We start from the raw sequence: 19,971 nt of genomic DNA on the forward strand, positions 1-19,971 counted from the left end.
CAATGCACCAATCCTAGCGCATATTGCCTTCGCCTTGGCCTATGGTGGGAGACATGCTTCAACCACCATGGAACGCCAGAGTCTACAGGAACCGTCATGGCAGGGGCACACGCACCCCCATGTTCGGTATTCGTATGCCACGGTACCGTACGCGCACCGGCATGTTCGATGATATGGTGGCCGCACAGATACGCAGGCTCAACGACGCCTGGCCGGAATTGATCCGACCATTGCAATTCGCCGTGGAGGATGTGCCGCCCTCGGATCCGGTACCGTGGCAGACCGAGCCGAACATGACGTCGCAATGCTTCCCGGCATCCCATGGCATCCCCGCACGTGTGGTGTTGTATCGTTTGCCGATGCAGACCGAGGCGCCAACCAAATTGGAGCTGCAGCTTGCCATACGTGATGAAGTGGTCTCACGCGTAGCCGAGCTCTATGGCAGGCGTCCTGAGGAAATCGATCCGGATTGGGGGATGTGATTACCGGTCAGCGCACGATTGCCGCATTGCTGCGCGCCCATACGTGAGCGGTCGCCGGCATCAGGGAGACGGACTCGACGGATGCGAGCCCAGCAACCTTGCCGTCACCGAGATTGTCGTGCGTAAGCCGAATACTCCAACCGACCTTGCCTGATTCATCCTCCATCATGAAGATGCTGGCTTGGGCGTCATCCTCATTGAAATCCTTGGCGGCGATGCTCTGGGCCGCGTTGGCGCCGAGCGTGATGTCTTTGCTGGCCACAGCATTGCCTTGGGCGTCGAAACCATGAATCGTAATATGCTGCTCGGCATTGGACGCATTGGCCACAGTGATAGTGCCAGCTACATCATCGGGAACGCTCATCGCGGAGAACTGGGCCGGAGCGGCGGCGTTCATCAACGCGAAATCAGCCTGCTGATCGTCTCCTGAACGGCTTGCCTTGACGCTGAGCGAAAGCTTGTCTTCAGCGGTGGACATCACGCCGAGGGCCTCCTTGGGTGCCGATCCCAGGTCGACGACCTGCACTTGGCCGGCCTTGATCGCAACGTCCTTGGCATGGACCAAACCGTGCGAGGTAATCCAGGACAGTTCCGTATTGGTATCGGAACGTGCGAACAGATATGCGGTGACGGCATCGGAATCATTGACCGAGGGAACTACCGACGTATTTGAGGAAGCTGCCAACGGCAGGGCGAAATCCGATCCCTTGGAGGTGAGACCGTCCATCACCACGGTGCGCACCACGGCGGCAATAGGCGTTTCCTTGCTGGAAACCGTGACGAACAACCCATCCTGGTCGGACACCGAGGCAGCCAGGTCCAATGAGGATTCGCCTTCGGCGGGGATGGTGAGCGAGGACTGCGTGGACAGCGCCATCTTCCCGGACTGCTTCGAACCCCAGATCGACAGGTCGACAGTGGTCGGCTTGGTCGAAGGATTGGCCACGATCAGCTGCTGCGTGGTGCCGGTTGCACTCCCTGCAAGGAGGAATGACTGGCTCAGAGCGGTGGCCACGCAGGATGCCGCGGAGACACCTTTGAGGTCGCCGGTATCGGCCCATGAGGCGATCGACCCCACGCTGCCGGTTCCGGCGGAGGCCTGCAGCATGCGGGTGTCCATCAAACGGGAGGAATCGACATCCTGCTCACCGGTTTTCACATCGGCGTCATCCGTCAAATCGTTGTCCTTCAGGGTGAGATCGCTGGAGCTTGCCTCCTGCCCCAGTGCGGAAACCGTGGAGCTGTATACCGAACCGAACGAAGCATACCGGGCTTTGGTGCTCAGATTGCCGGTGGAGACCTGAAACTCGCTATCGCCATAGGTGCCGGTGTCCACCAAACCCATCGGGGCTGGGCAATAGGTTTGAGCCTGCGTGGGGCTCACGGTCTGGTCCATGGCGTCATCGGTGGTGGCCACGGAGTCCGTCCAGGATTGCGGGCCGGGAATGATGAACAACGCCACCAATGCCGCCACAAGAATAACGGTGGTGATGGCGCCGAGCACGATATTGGTCACGCGCCTTGCCCCGGCGGTAATGTGCTTGCTCATGCTTCCTCCTCCAATCCGTCGGTCAGTTTCCTGCGCGGCACGGCGACCAGGCAATAGAAGACCATGATGACCGACAAGCAGGCCAGCCAAGCGTATCGCCATGCGCTCTGCTGCGTGCGCTGCTGCCATGAGGTATCCACATTCTGTTCATCCACGTTCTGCAGGGTGAGACGGTAGTAGCTTCCCTCATCCGTGGAGACCAAGGATTGCGTGCCATTGGAGGCGGCGATGTTGGCGCTCAACTGCTCATAGGGAGAGCCCGCGGTGCTGGCCTGACCGTTGGAGACGACATAGATGCCGCCGAATCCAAGATTGCTGATATCCGTTATGGCTTGTTCGTCCGGGTTGGACAGCAGCGATGCGGCGGCTCGAGCGAGCTTCTGATCGATCTCGTAGTGCTCGCCGTTCAACAAACGGACACGCGCAATCGGAGAACTGTCAATCAGATCGCCGCGGGAGGTGCGCATCACCGAATAGTCGACTGCGTTACGGGTCTGCGCGCTGAGCGCCAAGACGCGATGGTCCGCGCCCGATGCGAGATAATCCGTGGTGACCATCGGAAGGCCGGCATCGGAGACCGACAGGCCTTCATCACGATGGCGGTCCAGCCCATACCAGCATTGAATCGCGATGCAAACCGCCAGTACGCAGGCCAGAACGACACGGCCGGAGACGATCAGCCGTTGGGTGCGCTCGGCGGCGGATTGGTTCGCGTTCGAAATCTGCGAGGCGGAGATATGCAACGGGTGGAAGCGTTTCACCGCCCCACCGGCGACCAGACAGGTGCACGCGAGGAAGCCCATGATCATCAGCAGATTGCCCGGTTGCGCCGAACCCGCGATGACTCCGCCGGAGTCGACGGCGATGGCCACACGGCCGGACACTATGGACAGCACCGCTCCGCAGACGATCAGCACCCACATCAGACGTGAGGCGCGCAGTGCGAACGGCAGCACCAGTGAGACTATCGCCAGAACCGTGAAGATCGCCAGCAGCACGGCGAGCGCGATGTCCACTGCGTGCATGGATGCCGGATCCCAGCCCAACGCACGCTTCGTGGATTCAAACAGACTGAGTGCGGCCGGCGACCCGTTGGTCGCCGTGGATGGCACCATGATGTCGCCGAAGAGCTGCCTCCATGCGCCTTCGCTCCCGTAACGGACGGCGTTGACCAGCGTAGGCGCCACGGTGAAGGCCGCAGGCACGGGAATCAGCAGCAGCGCGGAGCGCTTGCGCCTCACGAACATCAGGAAGGCGAGGAAAGCCACAATCAAAGCGAGCAGCAACTGCGGCTCGGCGGCCACCACTGGGATGAAGCACAGTGAGGAGATGGCCGCGGCCTGCACCGAGGTGCGCGGCTTCAACGGATCCTCCGTGTGATACATGCCTACGGCGCGGAACACGAAGGCGAACGCGGCGGGCATGAACACCAGAACCGTCAGCATGGGCAGATTCGCCTGTGCATACCAGCCGAACATCATACCGGTGGATGCCCATAACAGGCCGCCCAGCACACGCACCACATCGGAACGGGTGAAGATGCCGGCAAGGGCCCAGAACGACAATGCGCTTAAGGGAGCTGCCGCAAACAGAATCAATGCCAGAGCGACGCTCACATGGCCCAATGTGGCCAGCGAGGACACCATCAGCACCATCAGCCATGGCGTAGGCGGAGCCGGAATGCCCGTGCCGGATCCGAAGACCCAGAGCGTGGTGGCGGATTGAACCAGTTGATTGAAACTTGCACCGGTAGGCAGCAGCTGATTCGAATACAGCGAGCCGCCCGAGAACACGCTCTTGAATACCGGCCAATACAGCAATGCTATGGCCAGGAACGCGGCCAATGCCATGCACAACGCCGCCACCCATCGACGAATCAGACGCTTACGCAGGTGGGCGCGCTCCAGGGGGCTCAGCAACACGATCCCCTGCTGGGCGCGGAATGCCTCACGCCGTTCATGGAATTGGCGGATCTGCTGCCGGTCGGCGGACAGCACCTGAAGCGAGGAAAGCGGGACCTTGCTTTGACGCGCCACAAGACGGCGGGAACTCATCGCCCTGGGGATGGAGGTCAACGCCAGCCAAGGCAGGCATAGCTGAATCAATGCCTGGTAGGGCTGTTTGTGGAACAGCAGGGCGAAGGTCATGCCGAAACTGCGGATCAAACGCCACAGCCATGTCACGACCCATACGGACATATGGATATCGGTATAGAAGTACCGCTGCTGTGAACGCGCAATGCTCATGGCGGCGCTTCTGGCGTGTTCATGCTCCAGCGCTTCGCCGTTATGGCTGCGAATGCCCTCATAGCGGGCCCGGCGATGGGAGATCTCCGCTTTAGGCACCACAACCACTCGCCCGCCATTGAGGCATACGCGCCGGCAGAAATCCACGGATTCGCTGTAGGTGGTCATCCATGGGTTGAGCTTGAGACGTTTGAATTCATCGAATGAGATCAACGCACCGGCAAGGGAGACCGCGAATACGTCCTGCCGGCCATCATATTGCTCCTGATCCGGCTCTCCGTCGACAACCAGGGAATGGACGGCATGCCTGCCGGCATACATGCCGACCTCGTGCAACTGTTCGCCTTCCCAATCGCACTGCTTGCACCCCAGGATGCTGGCGCCGGGGGCATTGCGCCATGCCTCCAGCAAACGTTCCAGGCACAGGGAATCCGACGGACGGGAGTCGTCGTGCAATAGCCAGAACGCCCTGGTGGAAGCGTTGAGTTCAGCGTTGTTCAATGCCTTGGTCACGGCATCGCCGAAGGAACGCGCCCCCTTGGCCCGCACGATCTGGATGCTGACCTGTTTGGCCTGAGGCACCTGCAGCACCGGGCCGGAGGGCGAGGGAATGACCTCGAACGAGGTTTTCACCGATTGGCTGGTGTGCCCTGATGCATCGGCGATCACTATCACGCCGGGCAAGATGCTTTGCGTCAGCACCGCATGCAATGTAGGTTCAAGGAATCGTGTGTCATCTTCAACAGTGATCACGGCCGCCACCCCGGCATCCACATCCTGCCGATGCGTGTAAGGCCGCGCAGCCATGGCGTTGGCCAATGCATTATGGATATCGTTATTCGCTGTTGAACTCATAAACTCCCAGTGTACGCATGAACCTTGAAGGGGTTGTGTATGCACACGATTCGCCACCTGCACTACGTACCATGCCGGTTACGCCTGTTCCCTGTGCTCCTTCTTGTAACGGCGACGCTCGCGCTCGCTCATGCCGCCCCAAATGCCGAAACGTTCATCATGGTCTATGGCCCATTTCAGGCATTGTTCACGCACCTCGCACTTGGCGCATACACGCTTGGCATCTCGCGTGGAGCCACCTTTTTCCGGGAAGAAGGCTTCCGGATCGGTTTGTGCGCACAGCGCCTTATGCTGCCACGACACATCACCATCTGGGTGGAACAGTCCCCATAACTCCTGCAATGGCTCTTCGGCGGAATCATCGATCACACCCCACATGCGATCCTCCTTGCCTTTGAGCTTTTTCATACGCCTAAATTACACACATGCTACTTGGAGTTTGTCAAATTACTTCTCGTGTCAATACCTCCTTTTACCAAAGATTGTGCTATAAGAGCATCTGTCTTGTGTGATGTTGCAGGCATTGCACCGGCACGTCTCGGCGGCATGCGGCTCTTGATCAAGCCTTGGACCAGCGAGTATGTGCCGTTCCTGCGTAGGAACAACACAGCCCAGCCATCGCCAGCAGACGCTGTGCCAAAGTGTCATTCAGACACGTGACGACATCAGGAGGATTTTGCATGACGCAGGAATCAGGTGAAGCGGATCAGCACATCAATCCGCCTAGCTTCGCTCCTCCGGCAAACCGTCGCACCAGACCCTCCGCACAAATACCTTCGTCCGCGGTGAACGCCGCACGCTCATCGGTGCCGCAATACCGGCCGCATCGCTCCGTGAACGCGGCGGATCAGGATGTTCCCGCATCATTCGCCCCTCCCGCATCGCGCCGTTCATCCGCGGCGAGCGCGCCGGCAACGCCTCCGGCCTTTTCCCCCAACGCCGCAAGACGCCGTTCATCCGCCTCTTCCGGGCAGGGCACGGCTCCGAAGAGCATGGCGCCGGCTCAGGCACGACGTTCTTCAGGTTCTTCACGCAATGCGGTTCGCCAGTCTTCCGCCGAGGCCGCATCTGTGCTTCGGCCGCAGCATGGCATTACTTCCGGCCTGACCTCGAACCGAGGCACCGCACCCGCCGCAGTGGCGCAATCGCATGCCAAGCGCCTGAGCGCAGGCAAAATCGCAGCATGCGCATTCGCCGTGGTGGCCGCTCTGCTGGTGCTATCCGTCTTCGGCGCCTGGGGTTGGGTGAACAGCCGATTGAATAAGGCTGATTGGCTCACCAGCGCGGCCGACACCCCGGCCTCCACCTGGCTGATTCTCGGCTCCGATGAGCGAGATGACCCAAACAGCGATGTCACCGGTTTCCGCACGGACACGATTCTGGTGCTCACCAAGCCCAAGAGCGGCCCCAGCTCGCTGATCTCGATTCCACGTGACTCGTTGCGGCAGATCGACGGCCAGTACATGAAAATCAACGCCGTAGCCCAACTATTGGGCAGGAAGGTACTGGTGCAGCAGATCGAGGACATCACGGGCCAGAAAATCGATCATGTGGCGCAGATCAAGTTCGGCGGCCTGGAGCAGGTGGTTGATGCTTTGGGTGGCGTGCAATTATGCTACGACCAGGATGTGAATGACGTATATTCCGGCTTGAACTGGCAGGCAGGCTGCCATGATGCCAATGGCAGCGTTGCACTGGCGTTCTCCCGTATGCGTTATTCCGACGCCAATGGTGATTTCGGCCGCAACGAGCGCCAGCGTCAGGTGATCGCCGCCGTGGTGAAGAAGGCCTCGAGCAAGGAGACGCTGATGAACCCCAAGAAAGTCATGGCGGTGGGCGAGGCCAGTTTGAGCGCATTGTCCGTTGATGAGAAGGCATCCCCGATGTCGCTGCTCGATATGGCGCTTGCGTTCAAGGATGCCACCGGCTCCAAGGGCATTTCCGGCAGCGTGTATTGGTCCGACCCGAATTATTACGTTGATGGAGTAGGCTCTTCGGTACTGCTCGACGATCAGAAGAACACCGAACTGTTCAATCAGCTGGCTGCCGGCACCCACGTCACAGGCGTGGTAGGCACGTTGGCTGAAGGCTGACCGTCTTTTGCACCTTCGCTCCTATGGTCCACATGCCTTTATGAGTGTGAGGCATGTGGATAACTTCATAAGCTAGAACCACATACCCCGTTTCGGCTTGCGAACCATATGCGCTTTCCTTCACGCTGGTCCTATGGCAACACCGCAGCACAAGGACAGCACGCATCGCAACGCGAAATCACGGAACAGGCGAGCCCGCAGGCACCGATTCCATGCTTCCGCGCAATGGCGCGCACGGATGATGACATTCGCCATGTCGGCACCGTTAGTGGCACAGCTCATGATGATGGCGATCATGGCTGCGCAAGGTCAATGGCTGTACGCGTTGATGATACTGCCCGGAGCGGTGGGCTGTCTGGCTTCGGTGCTGGTCTCATTGCCGGGCATGAAGCCGGCGGACGGAGACGCAATGCCCGCACGGACCTCTACCAGCCCGCTCGGAGCACACGCCCAAGCCGCGGGCCTTGCCGCTGGCAACGGAAGCAAGCAACCGGATATTGAGGCGTTCCGGGGCATCGCCACCATGCAGTTGGAGGAGCTCCTGCATGTTGATCCACTGGCATGGCGGACCATCGTCGCACATTGGTCCAGCACCGCACAATGGGAAGTGCCGATCGGCATGACGGCGGATCGCAGCCCGTTCACCGTGGACCTGCGCAGGCATGGGCCGCATGCATTGGTGGCGGGAACGACTGGTTCCGGCAAGTCGGTGTTGCTGCAAAGCTGGTGTCTGGCCCTTGCCGCGTGCAACGGTCCCGACCGCCTGCATTTCGTGTTTCTGGATTTCAAAGGCGGCTCGGCCTTCCATGACTTGGAGCGGCTGCCTCACTGCGCAGGCAGCGTATCCGACCTGAATCTGGCGCACGCATCCCGTGCGCTGCGCGCCTTGGAAGCGGAACTGACCCGCCGGGAATGGCTCACCGCCGAGCATCGCACCGCATACATCGACGATCTTCCCTCTCCTCCGCCTCGTCTGGTCGTGGTCATCGACGAGTTCCATGCACTCAAAGACCAATTGCCGGATTACATCAACCGTCTGGTGCGAATCGCCTCGCTCGGCCGTTCGCTCGGCATGCATCTCATCGCCTGCACGCAGAATCCGATGGGGCAGGTCGACACCGATATGAAGGCGAACATGGCGTTGAACATCTGCCTGCGTGTGCGCGATGAATTGCAGTCGGCCGAATTGCTGGGCGATGGCCGCGCCGCGCGCATCAGCCCGGCGATGCCCGGCGCCGCATATTGCAACGACGGCGAGCAGGTGCGGGCGCTGCGTTGCTCCCCTATCGGCGATATCGCCGGCATGAGCCGCAATATCGCGTATGCCGCCCGTTTCATGGCCATGGAGCCCGCCTCGCCATTGTTCTCCGCTCCCCTGCCCACGGCGGTTCGGCAACCCGGGCCATCAGGCCGCGATCTTGCAGGCGTCTGGATCGGCGTCGCCGACGATGGCATCACGTTGCATGATGCACATATGGATGTGACTCTCGGCAACATAGGGGTGATTGGTGGCCATGGCCGCGGTAAAAGCACCATATTGGAAATCATCGCCAAGCAGGTCAGCGCCATGGATGGCGCGCTGCTGCGTATCAGCCGGTCGATGCATGGCATTCGGCATACGCAAACCGTTCATGCTCCCGCGCGAGCCATACGCCTGGATACCGCCCCATCGCCTCCGCGGCAGATCTGGCTGGTGGATGACGCCGACGATCTCTTCGAACCATTTCTTGCCGACGAGCAGGCCATCAACTTCAGACAGGCCCTTGCCAATCCAGCCATCAGCGTGGTGTTCGCCGTCTCGTCAATGCGGCATGTGCGTGTTCCCGAGCATTGCTCCACCAGAATCGTGTTTCCCTCCGGCGAGAAAACGGCTGATCTGATGGCGGGGATTCCCTCGGCCCTATTGGCATCGCTGACGGCCAATGATTTCGACACTCCTGGGCGCGCGGTGCTCATCACCGGCGTTTCAGCGCAACTCATGCAATGCGCATCATGAAATACGCACTATTTTCTCAGTGAAACCTCTTGAAAATGAACACGGTTCGTGGTTTCCTAGTGTAGGAATCAAGGAATATCAACAGCCACGTGGCTTTTAAGGGAGGCAAGCAATGAGCAGCGCTTTTGATTGGCGAGCCAAGGCCGCATGTCGCGATAAGGATCCGGAACTGTTCTTCCCGGTGGGCAACACCGGTGCCGCATACCAGCAGATTGAAGAGGCCAAGGCCGTGTGCCGTACCTGCAAGGTGATTGATGCTTGCCTGAAGTGCGCATTGGATACCAATCAGGATTACGGCGTATGGGGTGGCCTGAGCGAGGATGAGCGTCGTGCGCTGAAGCGCCGCGCCATGCGCGCCCGCCGTTCGCAGGCCATGCAGATGCAGATCTGATAGTCGCGAGTTTATTATCGCTTATGCAAGAACCCTCCTAAGCGGGAGGGTTCTTTTGTTGTGGGATTGGTTCCCATCAAAGAGGTGGGAGCCAACTATTCCTCTTGCGCGGCGCGCAGCTTCATGTCGAGCACCACGCGGGTGCCGCCCTCGCGGCGAGGCTCCCAGTGCACCGAGCCACCGAAATCGTTGGTCACGAACGTGTTGATGATCTGCGTGCCCAAGCCCGAACCGGAGGATCGCGCCATACCGCCGTGCTCCTCGGAGCCGAGGCCCGTGCCGTCGTCCTCCACCACCACGTTGAGGTTGGGGCCGGAACGTCCCACGGAAATGGTGATGTTGCCTTCCTTACGGCCTTCGAAACCATGCTCCACCGAGTTGGTGATGAGCTCGGTCAGCACCAGGGAAAGCGGCGTGGCATCCTGGGCCGGCATCATGCCGAACTTGCCCATGAAGTTCACGTTGATCTGCTGGTCCTTCATCGTGGCCAGGTCGACCGCCATGCGCAGCAGGTTCGAAATCACCTTGTCGAAGTCCACGATCTCATCGGCGGTCTGGCTCAGGCCTTCATGCACCATGGCGATGGTCTGCACGCGGCGCTGCGCCTCCTGCAGCTCCTTCTTGACCTCTTCGGACTTGGTCTTGCGCGCCTGCAACCTCAGCAATGCGGAGACGGCCTGCAGGTTGTTCTTCACACGATGGTGGATCTCGGAAATCGTGGCATTCTTGGTCTGCAGTTCCTTTTCACGGCGACGCAGCTCGGTGACGTCACGGCACAGGATGATGGCACCGACGCGTCCGTTGTTGTCGAACAGCGGCAGCGAGCGCATCGACACCGCGGAACGATTGGCGTTGAGCTCGGAGTCCACGGCGGCCTTGCCGGCAAGCACCAGCGGCAGGGTCTCGGGAACCGGATCGTTCTCCTTGAGCAGCTGTGTGCCCAGTTCGCTCAGGTATTGGCCGGGCATGGTGTTCAGCAGACCCAGACGCCTGAAGCAGCTGATGGCGTTGGGAGACGCATAGCGCACCACGCCGTCGATGGTCAGGATGATGAAACCGTCGGCCACGCGTGCGATGTGGCGCTGGCTCATCACGGAGTCCTTGTACGGAAACTGTCCGCGCGGAATCATCTCATAAAGCTGCTTGCCGGCGTTGATGCTCTCCGATTCGTAGCGGCCGTTGGATTCGCGGGTGGCCATATTGGTCTCGCGAACCACCAGGCCCAGCGTCTTGCCGTTGTGGCGCACCGGAGCGTACACGTTGCACACGGTGGCCTTACCCACGGACCTGAGCACGGTGGAGCGGAACACCACGCTGGACTGCATGGCGGCGTCCAGTTCGCCGGTCATGTCGTCGGGCATCACGTCGCCCACCACATCCTCGCCGCGCAGCGTCATCACCGTTGATGGACGGCATTGTTCGGCGACCACATACTTCCCATCGCCGTTCTGCACCAGCAGCAGCAGATCGGCGAAACTCAGATCGGCAACCACCTGCCAATCGGCCACAAGATGATGCAGCCATTCACGGTCGTCGTCGTCGAAATCCGGACGGGTCGCAAGAATATGTGAAAAATCAGCCATGTCTACCATCATACGCAACCGATTGCCTTCCCCCGGGCTTGACCGACCGACACTGCTGAAAGAGGAATAGGAGGAATAGACTTAGGTCATAGTCCGATCCAAATGGCGGGTTGGTATTGACAATATGCAAACTTACGTTAACGTAGGTTACGGTAACGTAAGCAATGACGTTCGCCACTCGAATAGCGTTGGGGGCATATATGGCGCAGGAACACAACGAAGGCACAACCGCAGAGCCAGCGAAACCGGTGAAGCCCGTGGATCCGGCGGTAGCGGAGAAACGCGCCGCGGCCATCAAGGCACGCGAGGAGGCCCTGCAGGCCAAGGCGGACGCAGTGCGCGCCAAGGCCCAGTTCAAGGCCGAAGCCATTCGCGCCAAAGCCGAGGAGAAGGCTCGTAGGAAGCTCGCCAAGGCGGAAGATAGGGCGCTCAAAATCGAAGGCATCGCCCCGGCCGAGGTGGCGCGCAAGATTCGACTGGATGTGCACGGCCGCCCGAAGCCAGCCATGCGCGGATGGATTCACGCGGTGGCCTCTCCCCTGTCCCTTGCCGCCGGCATCGTGCTGATCTGCCTGGCCCAAGGCGCTGGCCTCAAATGGGCATGCGCCGTGTTCATGACCGCCTCGCTAATCCTGTTCACGAACTCCGCCTGCTACCATCTGGGCGATTGGAGCCCGCATGTCACCGATGTGCTGCGCCGCATCGACCATGTGAACATCTTCCTGCTCATCGCAGGCACCTATACGCCGGTTTCGTTCGCCTTGGAGCCGTTCTGGCGCAACTTCATCATCATTTCAATGTGGTCATGCACGCTGATCGCGCTAATCATCCATGTGATCTGGATCAATGCTCCACGCTGGCTCTACACCGTGGTGTACATCATCTTCGGCATCTATGGCCTGGCGTTCATGATGCTGTTCTGGAAGTCCCCGTATGCGGGCCCTGCCGTGGTGATTCTGCTGTGCGCCGGCGGCGCCTGCTACATTCTGGGCGCTATTGTCTACGCGCTGCGCAAGCCGGATCCCTGGCCGCGCATCTTCGGCTTCCATGAGATTTTCCACTGCGGCACCGTTGCCGGATACGCCTGCCATATGGTGGCCATCTACATGGTGATTGTGGCCCTGTGGAGCTGAATTCATAGCAGTTGACGTTGTTGGGTTGGGTGTACACGCCCCGACACACTCAAGGCCGTTCGGCCAAGTCTACGGTCGGGACATGCACACCCAACCCAACAACTACGTATGGCGAATGCCGAAACAGCTATCAGCGCCGGGGCTTGCGCTTGGTATAGACGAAGGTGACGGCGGTGGCCGCCACCACCACTACGCCGGCGACGATGGCTCGGCGCAGCCAGCGGCCTCGCGGCACGATGCTAATGGTCTGTTCCTGAGGCTTGTTGGCTTCGGCGAGCGTGGTGCGCTCCCCGGTGACTAGGAGTCGATGCGTGTTCACGCCGTAGGGTGTGCAGGTGAGTAGGGTGACCAGATCGCGACCTTTGACGGCACGCAGTTCCTCGAGTTCGCTGGGTAGCACGGTCTTGATTTCCACCACTTTGTAGGCAAGGGTCTTGCCCAGAACGTCGATGGTGAACACGTCTCCTTTGTCGAGTTCATCCAATCGGGTGAAGAGTTCCGCATTGGGCAGGCCTCGATGCCCGGTCAACACGGGCCGGCGGTCGGTGCCGCCGATGGGCAGCGCGGTTTGGCGCATGTGCCCCACGCCTTTGTCGAGAATATCTTCGCTGGTGCCGTGGTAGATGGGCAGGTACACGTCGATTTTCTTGATGGTGAGGTATCCCATCACGCCATCGCCGTCTGGGTTCAGCACGCTGGTGTAGTTTTCCGGCAATGCGTAGCCGCTACCGGGAATGAACGGATCATGGACCGGGTCTCCGGCCAGACTTTCGTTGTATTTGCGGGCCTCGGCCATCTGCTTGTCTCGTTCGGCCTGGTCGAGCGCGTTCACTTTGCCTTGATAGGAGTTGATGACCGTGGCATGCTGGCCGTCCGCCAGCCAGTCCGCCACGCTTGGGTAGGCGGCTACGCTGACGCCTGCGATGACGAGTATTGCGGCCAGCAGGCTGGTGAGCCTGTCCCGCCATGATTTGCGCCGCGTATGTGCACCCATGAATGTCTCCTATGTATGAATAAGGCTCCCCGATATGGGGAGCCGAAGTGAAAGGGTCCCCTGACAGGGGCCGGAGGTATTGGGGATCAGAACTCTGGCACCCCATCAGGGGAGGTATTGATTGGCGTCAGGAACGCTTGCGGGTCAGGGCGAGCAGCAGGCCGCCTGCGACCAGCAGCACGCCAGCCACGGCGAACACGAGCGTGCCCACGCTACCGGTGGTCGGCATTTCCGGCGTCTTGGAGTTGGTCACCGTCAACGGGTAGTAGCCCGGAAGAGTTGTGCTCTCATCCTTGACGTGACCATTGTGCTCCACGGTGGGGCTGCCGGTCTCGTCGTCGATGGTGAACGACTTCGGGCTGGTGAGCTTCACGTAGCCTTCCGGAGCCTTGGTTTCGGTGAGGTCGTAATCACCTTCGTCAAGACCCTTGATGGTCAGGTTGCCCTTGGAGTCCACGGCCAGCGTGGTGGTCTTATTAGCAGCGGCATCAGTGTCGGTGGCGCGGCGGTACACACCATCGGATTCCTTGACCACCTCGAAGTAGGCGGTGGAACCCTTGTCGGAGAGCGCGAATTCGGCGCCGGAGATGGGCTGGTTGTTCTCGCCGTGCTTCACGACCTTCAGGCCGTAGGTGTACACCTTCACCTTGTCGGTTTCCTTGTGCCAACCGTCGGTCGGGTTGTGGGTCCACAGTACGTCCAGCGTGTTGGTGTTGCCGGGCGTAGTCGGTCCGATTACGGCATCCTTGTTCACGGTGGCGTAGTACTTCACGTGCACCTTCGCGTAACCCTTCACCTGGTTGTAAACGTAGTCAATGGTGAAGGACACGGAAGTCGTGTTGTCATCAGGGCTCGTGGCATTATTGGTGGTCAGCGTGTAATCGGTGTTGGCGGTGAGCTTGGCTTCCTTATCGTTGCTGTCCACGCCGTACACCTCAATGGTGCTTGGCTTCAGGGTCAGACCGTCGCTCAAGGTATCAGCCATGAAGAACTTGGGCTGAAGACCGGTGGAGAGATCCGGCACGTCGGAACGCAAGTCGAAGCGCACGTCCTTGCCGATGGCTTCGGAATCAGCGCCGTAGCCGGGGTCAGCGTTCACTTCACCCTTGCCGGACACGTGATCGTTGGTATCTTCGTTGATGGACTTGTCGATATTGGCAACGGTGCTCTTGGCGTCAGCGTTGCCTTCAATCAGCTCCCACTTCTTGGTACCGTCATTGTACTTCGGGTACACGTTGAGCACGTTCTGCTGGTAGTCGCGCTTGCCGCCGGTCACCTCGGTGAGGTAGGAGCCGAAGCCAAGGTTGCTGATTGTTGCGGTGGCGTCAGCCTTGCCGGCAGTGCCACCGGTAGCAGCAGCGGAACCGGCTTCGGTCAGCGCGTTCGCATCCTTGAACTGGTCGGCCACACGCTTGTAGAACGTCTTCAACTTGGCCGCGTCCTCATTCAGATAGGCGTCAGTCACCGCATTGTTGGCACCCACGTAGCCCTTGTAGTCGTTCTGGCTCTGCAGCCAAGTAGCAACCTGATTAACCCACTTGTAGGTCGGGTTGTTCGTGCCGTCCCAGGTGATGTCGATCACCTTGTAGGCGTGCACGGTGGCGCCCTGCTCCACCGCGGAGACGGTAATCGAACCCGTGGACTGCGGCGTCACGTCAGCCGCCTGCGCCGGGGAGACGAACCCCAGCAGGCCTACTACCATGGCCAGCACCGCCACGATGGCGGCCCAGCTTTTCCTTATTGAACGAGACATAATCTCTTCTCCTTATCTGTTCAACAACTGTTTGGACATTGATTGGACGTTTGTGTTTGCGGCTTCGCCGCGGTTCTTTCTATTAACCGCGCCTCCTTGCTTCGATGGACAACACAGTCACACCCGCCAGCAGCAGACCGAAGCCGGCCAGCGAGAAGAGCATCAGACCGCGGCCGCCGGTGGACGGCACGTCGATCACCTTGTTGTTCGGCAGCACGAGCGGCGTCTGAGCCGCGGCGGGCATCACCGAAGCCGTGGAAACAGATGATGAGGACTTGTCTCCCGGGCATTGATCGCTGTTCGGGTCGCAGAAGGCAGGCACTTCACCAATAGCGGTAATCGTCGGCTTCGTATCGTCCTTCCCGTAGGTGACTCTCCACTGCCCGGTCGGCTTCTGGTAGCCGGCAGGAGCCTGGATTTCCACCAAGCGGTATTCGCCGGGCTTCTCCACATCGAACGAGACCATGCCGTTGTCGCCACTGGTCGTGTCGTCTCCGACTTTCTTCCACTCGGAGCCGGGATCGTCCGGATCGATGAGGTCAGTGCCGCACTTGTCCGCGCCGGCCGTGCACTGGAACAGACGGAACTTCGCGCCGGAAAGCACCGTGCCGCTGTCGCCGTCACGCTTGACGAAGCTAAACAGGCTCTTGACCACCTGTGGCACAACCGTATTGGTGAATGCTATGCCCGAATCTTTGACCGGCACCTTCAATGTGGCGGTATCCTTGCCACTGGTCGCGGAACCTACGGACTTGTTCTTGACGAACACCTCAACCTTCAAGCCCCCGTCGGCACCGTTTTTCGCCTCAGACACATCCAAACGAACCGGAATCTCGGTCGTGTCGTATTTCACATCCGCATCCGACCCCGCGACCTCACTGGCAGTGAAGTTGAACGATGCAACACCCTTATCGTTCTTCGTGGCCTTGGAGAAGACATCAGCGGTAATGGAAGGCAGACTCCACGTCGCCTTGCCATCCGTACCGACCGAAGCATCCAACGCATTCGAAGCCAGCAGCTTCGCATTCGCGTTCCCCGGAGTCAGCGCAAACACAAACCGACCGTTCGCAATGGCCTGATCGACACCAGCCTCATCCTTGAAATGCTTCTGCGCCTCCAACGACACGTTCACGGGCTTGTTTGTTTTCTTATTTGTAATTGTCGCGTCGATAATATTGTCTGCATGAGGCGCGTAATAGACCTTCAGGCCTTGCTTTACCTCAATCAACGCATTATCCGCAGTCAGGCCATTAGATTTGATTAAATTGTTCACATACTCTTTAGCCTGTTCCAAAGAAACATTCTTCAATACCGTCTGTTTGTCTCCAGTAACAGGAGTAATCGTCACATTCACAGTGTTGTCCGTGGAATTTAACGATTGCAGTACTTTGTTATCGACTCCCTTTACTACAGACTCGGCGAGATCGATATCTGTCCCATCGTTTTTAACGTATGCCCCGTTGTTCAGATTCACATCACGAAGACCTGAATCCAAACGCATCGTAGAGTTATTTGCCAGTAACCAGCTCGATGCAGATTTCAGACCCGCCGTGGCTTCTACCTTACTGTCCAATACATTGGCATCACTGCCTTCACCGCCGCATGCAGCCACTGCATCTGGAGTTGATACATTGTGCCCATTGCACTTGATTTCCGATGTCGCGTTAGCTTTTACAGTCACAGTGTGAGGGGTTGTATCTAGTTTGTATCCCTCAGGAGCCGAAATCTCTCTAATTGTGTAGTCACCAGGTGTGAGATATGGAACGGTAACCAAACCATTTTTATCCGAGGTCAAAACGCCGACTGGCTCCCACTCGGGATTGCCGTTTGAATCCCACATGACTTGGCCATTTTCAATCTTGATCTTTTGCGCGGGCTGGTTATCCTTTGTAAGCGCGAAATTCGCACCGGCCAAAGCATTGCCTTGATCATCGGTCTTCTGGAATTTCAAGTCGGATAGAATCAGGTTCTCTCCTTCAACGTTCAACTGATTCAGATACGTGACATCTACCCGATAGAAATAGTCAGGAGACTGTATTTGCGGAGCAGTATTTGCCCAGTATTTATACATATCATCGAATACAACACGCTCTTGATAAGCGCCGTCAGTTTCGCTGGAAACCGGAATAGAAAATATAATCTTATTTCCTTGAGCTGTTATTTTTTTAGTCGGATCTCCTGGTATATATACATTTTCTCTAAAATCAGGCGACTCCTTAGACAGGAATGTCGGCTGCACTTCAGTAGGACTAATCGATGTAGATGCATCATTAGACGATGTAGCAGAGCCTAAATCCACCTGCGTTGACCGCCCCGTGAGTTGGGTATCAATCTTCAGCTGTACATCGTTTGTTATGCCGGGCTGACGAAGCACATTCGTTGACAGCCTGCTATAACTAGTCGTATTAAAGCCATGAAGTCCATCTCGAGTTCTAGGCAGGTTAAATACATAAGGATTCTTAGGCAATTTCAATACATTGATTTGCGAAATAATGACTCTAGGTCCTTTTATTAAATCTTGGTCTCCTAGATTCCAGGGTTTATATGCGTCTTCCAGAAAATCCAAACTGGTATGAGAACCAACATCCTTAATGTTGAGAAAACCTGTGTTATTCAACAATTCGATGCCAGTAAGAACAGCGTTATTCTCCAAAGGACTTTTAATAGTGACGCTCGTATCTTCTGGATCCAATGCGCCAAAATATCTAATGGCATCAGCCGCAGTCTGCGGAATCACACCATCGTAATCATATCTATAATCTTGCCCCGACGTACATATCGCGTTATACACCGCGTCGGCAAACACTTTGGAACCAGTGAAATTATCATCAATATACTGACGAACCTCGGTCCAAGTTACCGGATCGCCATTCGTTTTTATTGGCAAAGTTGTAGTCGAACAATTAGCCGCATCTTTGTCAACTGCATATGCAGTATGTAACGGCAGCGCCATCGCCGCCAGCATGGCTACGGCCAGCGCCATGCCCAATAATGCACGCCACCAATAGCGCGTCTTACGTAATAATGTTCCCGAACTGTTTGCCTTGCGCATAGCGACTCGCTCTCCTCGACCCATCTCATGGGCGGCCCAGCCCAAGCACAGCAGACCGAACCGCGAGAGCTTCATGGCACCAGGAGCGGATGCAACGCAATTCCTCAACCCCATGCATCACGGAAATAAGGAATGCGCCGTTGCATCAGCCCCATCCATGAAACCTAAGGCAACAAATACCCCCCCCGAGACTTCATATACCCCCTTAAGCGGCATGCCGTACCATCCGCGCCATACCTCCGAACCATTCAACACAATCACCCACAACACCAATATTCCCAACGCTTTCCGCACCCATCCCCCCACCAACCCACCACACACCCCATCCCCGTTCATCCCCACCTCGACACGCATAGGGGGCCACCCTAAAATTTCTCTTCTCCATCAGTCTCGCCCAGAGCGGACACCGTCAATGATTGCTATCCTGTTGCAATGGACGACATATTCCAAGTTCCAGAAAAACCCTGGACAGGATCAAGCATCAAGACTCTGCGTAATGAAATCGTGCATGGCGGGGAAGCCGTACCCGGTCTTGATTATGCAACCGTGTATGCGTGGTACTCTCATGTGCTCGTCAGCGTTGTAGAACGGCTGAAGACCATAGACTACCACTCAATCATCGGCGAACAGCCAGAGATTTCCTTCCGCGTTAAAACGGTAGACACGTTGCGCGATAAGCTCATTCGTCAAGACGCTACCCCCTTGTTTCGCATCCACGACATAATTGGCGCACGCATCACCGCTGATATGACATTGGAGCAACAAGATAAACTCGCGCAAAGCATTGCGATGCTGTTCCCCAAGCATCAGGTATCTGACATGCGTAAATATACGCATTCTGGATATCGCGCAGTTCACGTAATTGCCGGATTGCCCCGCGGCATATTTGCAGAAATACAAGTAAGAACCCTACGCAGGATGCATGGGCAAACGCCTTCGAAGCACTGGCTGATCGTCTTGGAAGAAACATTCGATACGGAGAAATCCCCCAAGACACAATTTCCGCCAAGATTGTCAAACAGTTTTTTGAGCTGTCTGACAGTTTCGGAGCATACGAATCTCACCATTCAGACCTATCCGCAGCAAGTCGTATCTCCACAAAGAGTCTTGTGGACATGATGAGAAAAATAGCGGATTACATTCGTGACCCCGACCTCACGCTGCTGGACGAAGTGTACCGTATCGTTAACAACGATATACAATCATTAGAAAGCGAAGGAGGTGCTTATGGTGGGCATGGTAATCCGGTACAACCGGAAGACCGGAGACAGAATCATTCGTGAGTACCCCGGCCCCGATGGATATCTGGACGCAGTAAACGATCCCGATTTCCGTAAGGATATGGGCAAGCACCTAGGCGACTGGGAGCTGGCGGTGATTGGCTCGGACTCATTCGATGCAATTCGCATAACGCATTCGCGTTATTTCACCGGCAATGACATCACGCCTCTTCATGCGTGAATAAATCACACCCCGTCAAAAATCTCACCGCCCGCCGGTACCTAGAACTGTTCAACCAAGACTAAAACATTTCAACAATAATCCCTCTGGGCGCAATTCAGATTGCCCAGAGGGATTATGTGCTTTACGCCGTTTGCGGCGGGCCGGCGTCCCACGGCCTGCGCACTGCAAGGCATAGACAATACGGGAATACCCGCAATAGTTGCATCAGCCCCATCCATGAAACCTTAGGCAACAAATACCCCCCCCCGAGACTTCATATACTCCCTTAAGCGGCATGCCGCACCATCCGCACCATCCGCACCATACCTCCGAACCATTCAACACAATCACCCACAACACCAATATTTCCAACGCTTTTCACACCCATCCCCCACCAGCCC

At 57.8% G+C, this 19,971-nt stretch carries 14 protein-coding genes; 7 read left to right on the top strand and 7 right to left on the bottom strand.

Annotated elements, in window-relative coordinates:
- The first annotated feature begins 53 nt into the window (after positions 1 to 53).
- The gene (locus CSQ86_RS06315; protein WP_165773756.1) at positions 54 to 482 is read left to right on the top strand and encodes a metallopeptidase family protein; all 429 of its coding nucleotides are present in this window, start codon (positions 54 to 56) and stop codon (positions 480 to 482) included.
- 7 nt (positions 483 to 489) lie between these two features.
- Here CSQ86_RS06315 and CSQ86_RS06320 read toward each other — a convergent pair whose 3' ends face one another.
- From CSQ86_RS06320 to CSQ86_RS06330, 3 genes are all read right to left on the bottom strand, one after another.
- The gene (locus tag CSQ86_RS06320) at positions 490 to 2,031 is read right to left on the bottom strand and encodes a DUF5719 family protein (RefSeq protein WP_100494234.1); all 1,542 of its coding nucleotides are present in this window, start codon (positions 2,029 to 2,031) and stop codon (positions 490 to 492) included.
- Positions 2,028 to 5,132, bottom strand: a complete 3,105-nt coding sequence (locus CSQ86_RS06325) for a glycosyltransferase family 2 protein (RefSeq protein WP_100494235.1) — start codon at positions 5,130 to 5,132, stop codon at positions 2,028 to 2,030. Before CSQ86_RS06325 ends, CSQ86_RS06320 begins: the two co-directional genes overlap by 4 nt.
- A 78-nt stretch (positions 5,133 to 5,210) precedes the next feature.
- Positions 5,211 to 5,510 carry a WhiB family transcriptional regulator gene (locus CSQ86_RS06330; RefSeq protein ID WP_100494286.1) on the bottom strand — a complete coding sequence of 100 codons (300 nt, stop codon included), beginning with the start codon at positions 5,508 to 5,510 and terminating at the stop codon, positions 5,211 to 5,213.
- Between the two features lie 302 nt (positions 5,511 to 5,812).
- On the opposite strand from CSQ86_RS06330, the gene CSQ86_RS10115 reads away from it, so the two are divergent.
- The 3 genes from CSQ86_RS10115 to CSQ86_RS06345 all read left to right on the top strand — a co-directional run bounded on the left by CSQ86_RS10115 (position 5,813) and on the right by CSQ86_RS06345 (position 9,612).
- Positions 5,813 to 7,225 carry an LCP family protein gene (locus CSQ86_RS10115; RefSeq protein ID WP_165773757.1) on the top strand — a complete coding sequence of 471 codons (1,413 nt, stop codon included), beginning with the start codon at positions 5,813 to 5,815 and terminating at the stop codon, positions 7,223 to 7,225.
- Between the two features lie 253 nt (positions 7,226 to 7,478).
- Positions 7,479 to 9,221 (top strand): FtsK/SpoIIIE domain-containing protein, encoded by a 1,743-nt coding sequence (locus tag CSQ86_RS06340; protein WP_243387651.1) that lies wholly within the window; start codon positions 7,479 to 7,481, stop codon positions 9,219 to 9,221.
- A gap of 112 nt (positions 9,222 to 9,333) precedes the next feature.
- Positions 9,334 to 9,612, top strand: coding sequence for a WhiB family transcriptional regulator (locus CSQ86_RS06345; protein ID WP_003835265.1), 279 nt, complete (start codon positions 9,334 to 9,336; stop codon positions 9,610 to 9,612).
- Between the two features lie 95 nt (positions 9,613 to 9,707).
- Here the strand turns inward: CSQ86_RS06345 and CSQ86_RS06350 are convergent, their stop codons facing one another.
- Positions 9,708 to 11,195, bottom strand: a complete 1,488-nt coding sequence (locus CSQ86_RS06350; protein WP_165773758.1) for a sensor histidine kinase — start codon at positions 11,193 to 11,195, stop codon at positions 9,708 to 9,710.
- A 200-nt stretch (positions 11,196 to 11,395) separates the two neighbouring features.
- Between CSQ86_RS06350 and trhA the strand changes: the two genes are divergently transcribed.
- Positions 11,396 to 12,328, top strand: coding sequence for a PAQR family membrane homeostasis protein TrhA (gene trhA / locus CSQ86_RS06355; RefSeq protein ID WP_243387668.1), 933 nt, complete (start codon positions 11,396 to 11,398; stop codon positions 12,326 to 12,328).
- Between the two features lie 130 nt (positions 12,329 to 12,458).
- On the opposite strand, the gene CSQ86_RS06360 is transcribed toward trhA, so the two are convergent.
- The 3 genes from CSQ86_RS06360 to CSQ86_RS06370 form a co-directional block, all read right to left on the bottom strand.
- Positions 12,459 to 13,322, bottom strand: a complete 864-nt coding sequence (locus CSQ86_RS06360; RefSeq protein WP_100494237.1) for a class C sortase — start codon at positions 13,320 to 13,322, stop codon at positions 12,459 to 12,461.
- Positions 13,323 to 13,449: 127 nt separating this feature from the next.
- Positions 13,450 to 15,075 carry a SpaH/EbpB family LPXTG-anchored major pilin gene (locus CSQ86_RS06365; RefSeq protein WP_100494290.1) on the bottom strand — a complete coding sequence of 542 codons (1,626 nt, stop codon included), beginning with the start codon at positions 15,073 to 15,075 and terminating at the stop codon, positions 13,450 to 13,452.
- A gap of 82 nt (positions 15,076 to 15,157) precedes the next feature.
- Complete coding sequence (locus CSQ86_RS06370) at positions 15,158 to 18,127, bottom strand: SpaA isopeptide-forming pilin-related protein (RefSeq protein WP_165773759.1); 2,970 nt, start codon at positions 18,125 to 18,127, stop codon at positions 15,158 to 15,160.
- Between the two features lie 432 nt (positions 18,128 to 18,559).
- Between CSQ86_RS06370 and CSQ86_RS06380 the strand changes: the two genes are divergently transcribed.
- A complete protein-coding gene (locus CSQ86_RS06380; RefSeq protein WP_100494240.1) occupies positions 18,560 to 19,246 on the top strand; it encodes a hypothetical protein in 687 nt (228 codons plus the stop codon).
- A 108-nt stretch (positions 19,247 to 19,354) separates the two neighbouring features.
- The gene (locus CSQ86_RS06385) at positions 19,355 to 19,588 is read left to right on the top strand and encodes a hypothetical protein (RefSeq protein WP_100494241.1); all 234 of its coding nucleotides are present in this window, start codon (positions 19,355 to 19,357) and stop codon (positions 19,586 to 19,588) included.
- Positions 19,589 to 19,971: the final 383 nt, after the last annotated feature.

Origin of the sequence: Bifidobacterium felsineum, assembly GCF_002802915.1 — a bacterium.
Lineage (GTDB): Bacteria > Actinomycetota > Actinomycetes > Actinomycetales > Bifidobacteriaceae > Bifidobacterium > Bifidobacterium felsineum.

Bases quoted from the DNA above. Each gene is read 5' to 3' on its own strand.
- CSQ86_RS06315 (WP_165773756.1), top strand. From the start codon at position 54: ATGCTTCAACCACCATGGAACGCCAGAGTCTACAGGAACCGTCATGGC.
- CSQ86_RS06320 (WP_100494234.1), bottom strand. From the start codon at position 2,031: ATGAGCAAGCACATTACCGCCGGGGCAAGGCGCGTGACCAATATCGTG.
- CSQ86_RS06325 (WP_100494235.1), bottom strand. From the start codon at position 5,132: ATGAGTTCAACAGCGAATAACGATATCCATAATGCATTGGCCAACGCC.
- CSQ86_RS06330 (WP_100494286.1), bottom strand. From the start codon at position 5,510: ATGTGGGGTGTGATCGATGATTCCGCCGAAGAGCCATTGCAGGAGTTA.
- CSQ86_RS10115 (WP_165773757.1), top strand. From the start codon at position 5,813: ATGACGCAGGAATCAGGTGAAGCGGATCAGCACATCAATCCGCCTAGC.
- CSQ86_RS06340 (WP_243387651.1), top strand. From the start codon at position 7,479: ATGTCGGCACCGTTAGTGGCACAGCTCATGATGATGGCGATCATGGCT.
- CSQ86_RS06345 (WP_003835265.1), top strand. From the start codon at position 9,334: ATGAGCAGCGCTTTTGATTGGCGAGCCAAGGCCGCATGTCGCGATAAG.
- CSQ86_RS06350 (WP_165773758.1), bottom strand. From the start codon at position 11,195: ATGGCTGATTTTTCACATATTCTTGCGACCCGTCCGGATTTCGACGAC.
- trhA (WP_243387668.1), top strand. From the start codon at position 11,396: ATGGCGCAGGAACACAACGAAGGCACAACCGCAGAGCCAGCGAAACCG.
- CSQ86_RS06360 (WP_100494237.1), bottom strand. From the start codon at position 13,322: ATGGGTGCACATACGCGGCGCAAATCATGGCGGGACAGGCTCACCAGC.
- CSQ86_RS06365 (WP_100494290.1), bottom strand. From the start codon at position 15,075: ATGTCTCGTTCAATAAGGAAAAGCTGGGCCGCCATCGTGGCGGTGCTG.
- CSQ86_RS06370 (WP_165773759.1), bottom strand. From the start codon at position 18,127: ATGCGCAAGGCAAACAGTTCGGGAACATTATTACGTAAGACGCGCTAT.
- CSQ86_RS06380 (WP_100494240.1), top strand. From the start codon at position 18,560: ATGGACGACATATTCCAAGTTCCAGAAAAACCCTGGACAGGATCAAGC.
- CSQ86_RS06385 (WP_100494241.1), top strand. From the start codon at position 19,355: ATGGTGGGCATGGTAATCCGGTACAACCGGAAGACCGGAGACAGAATC.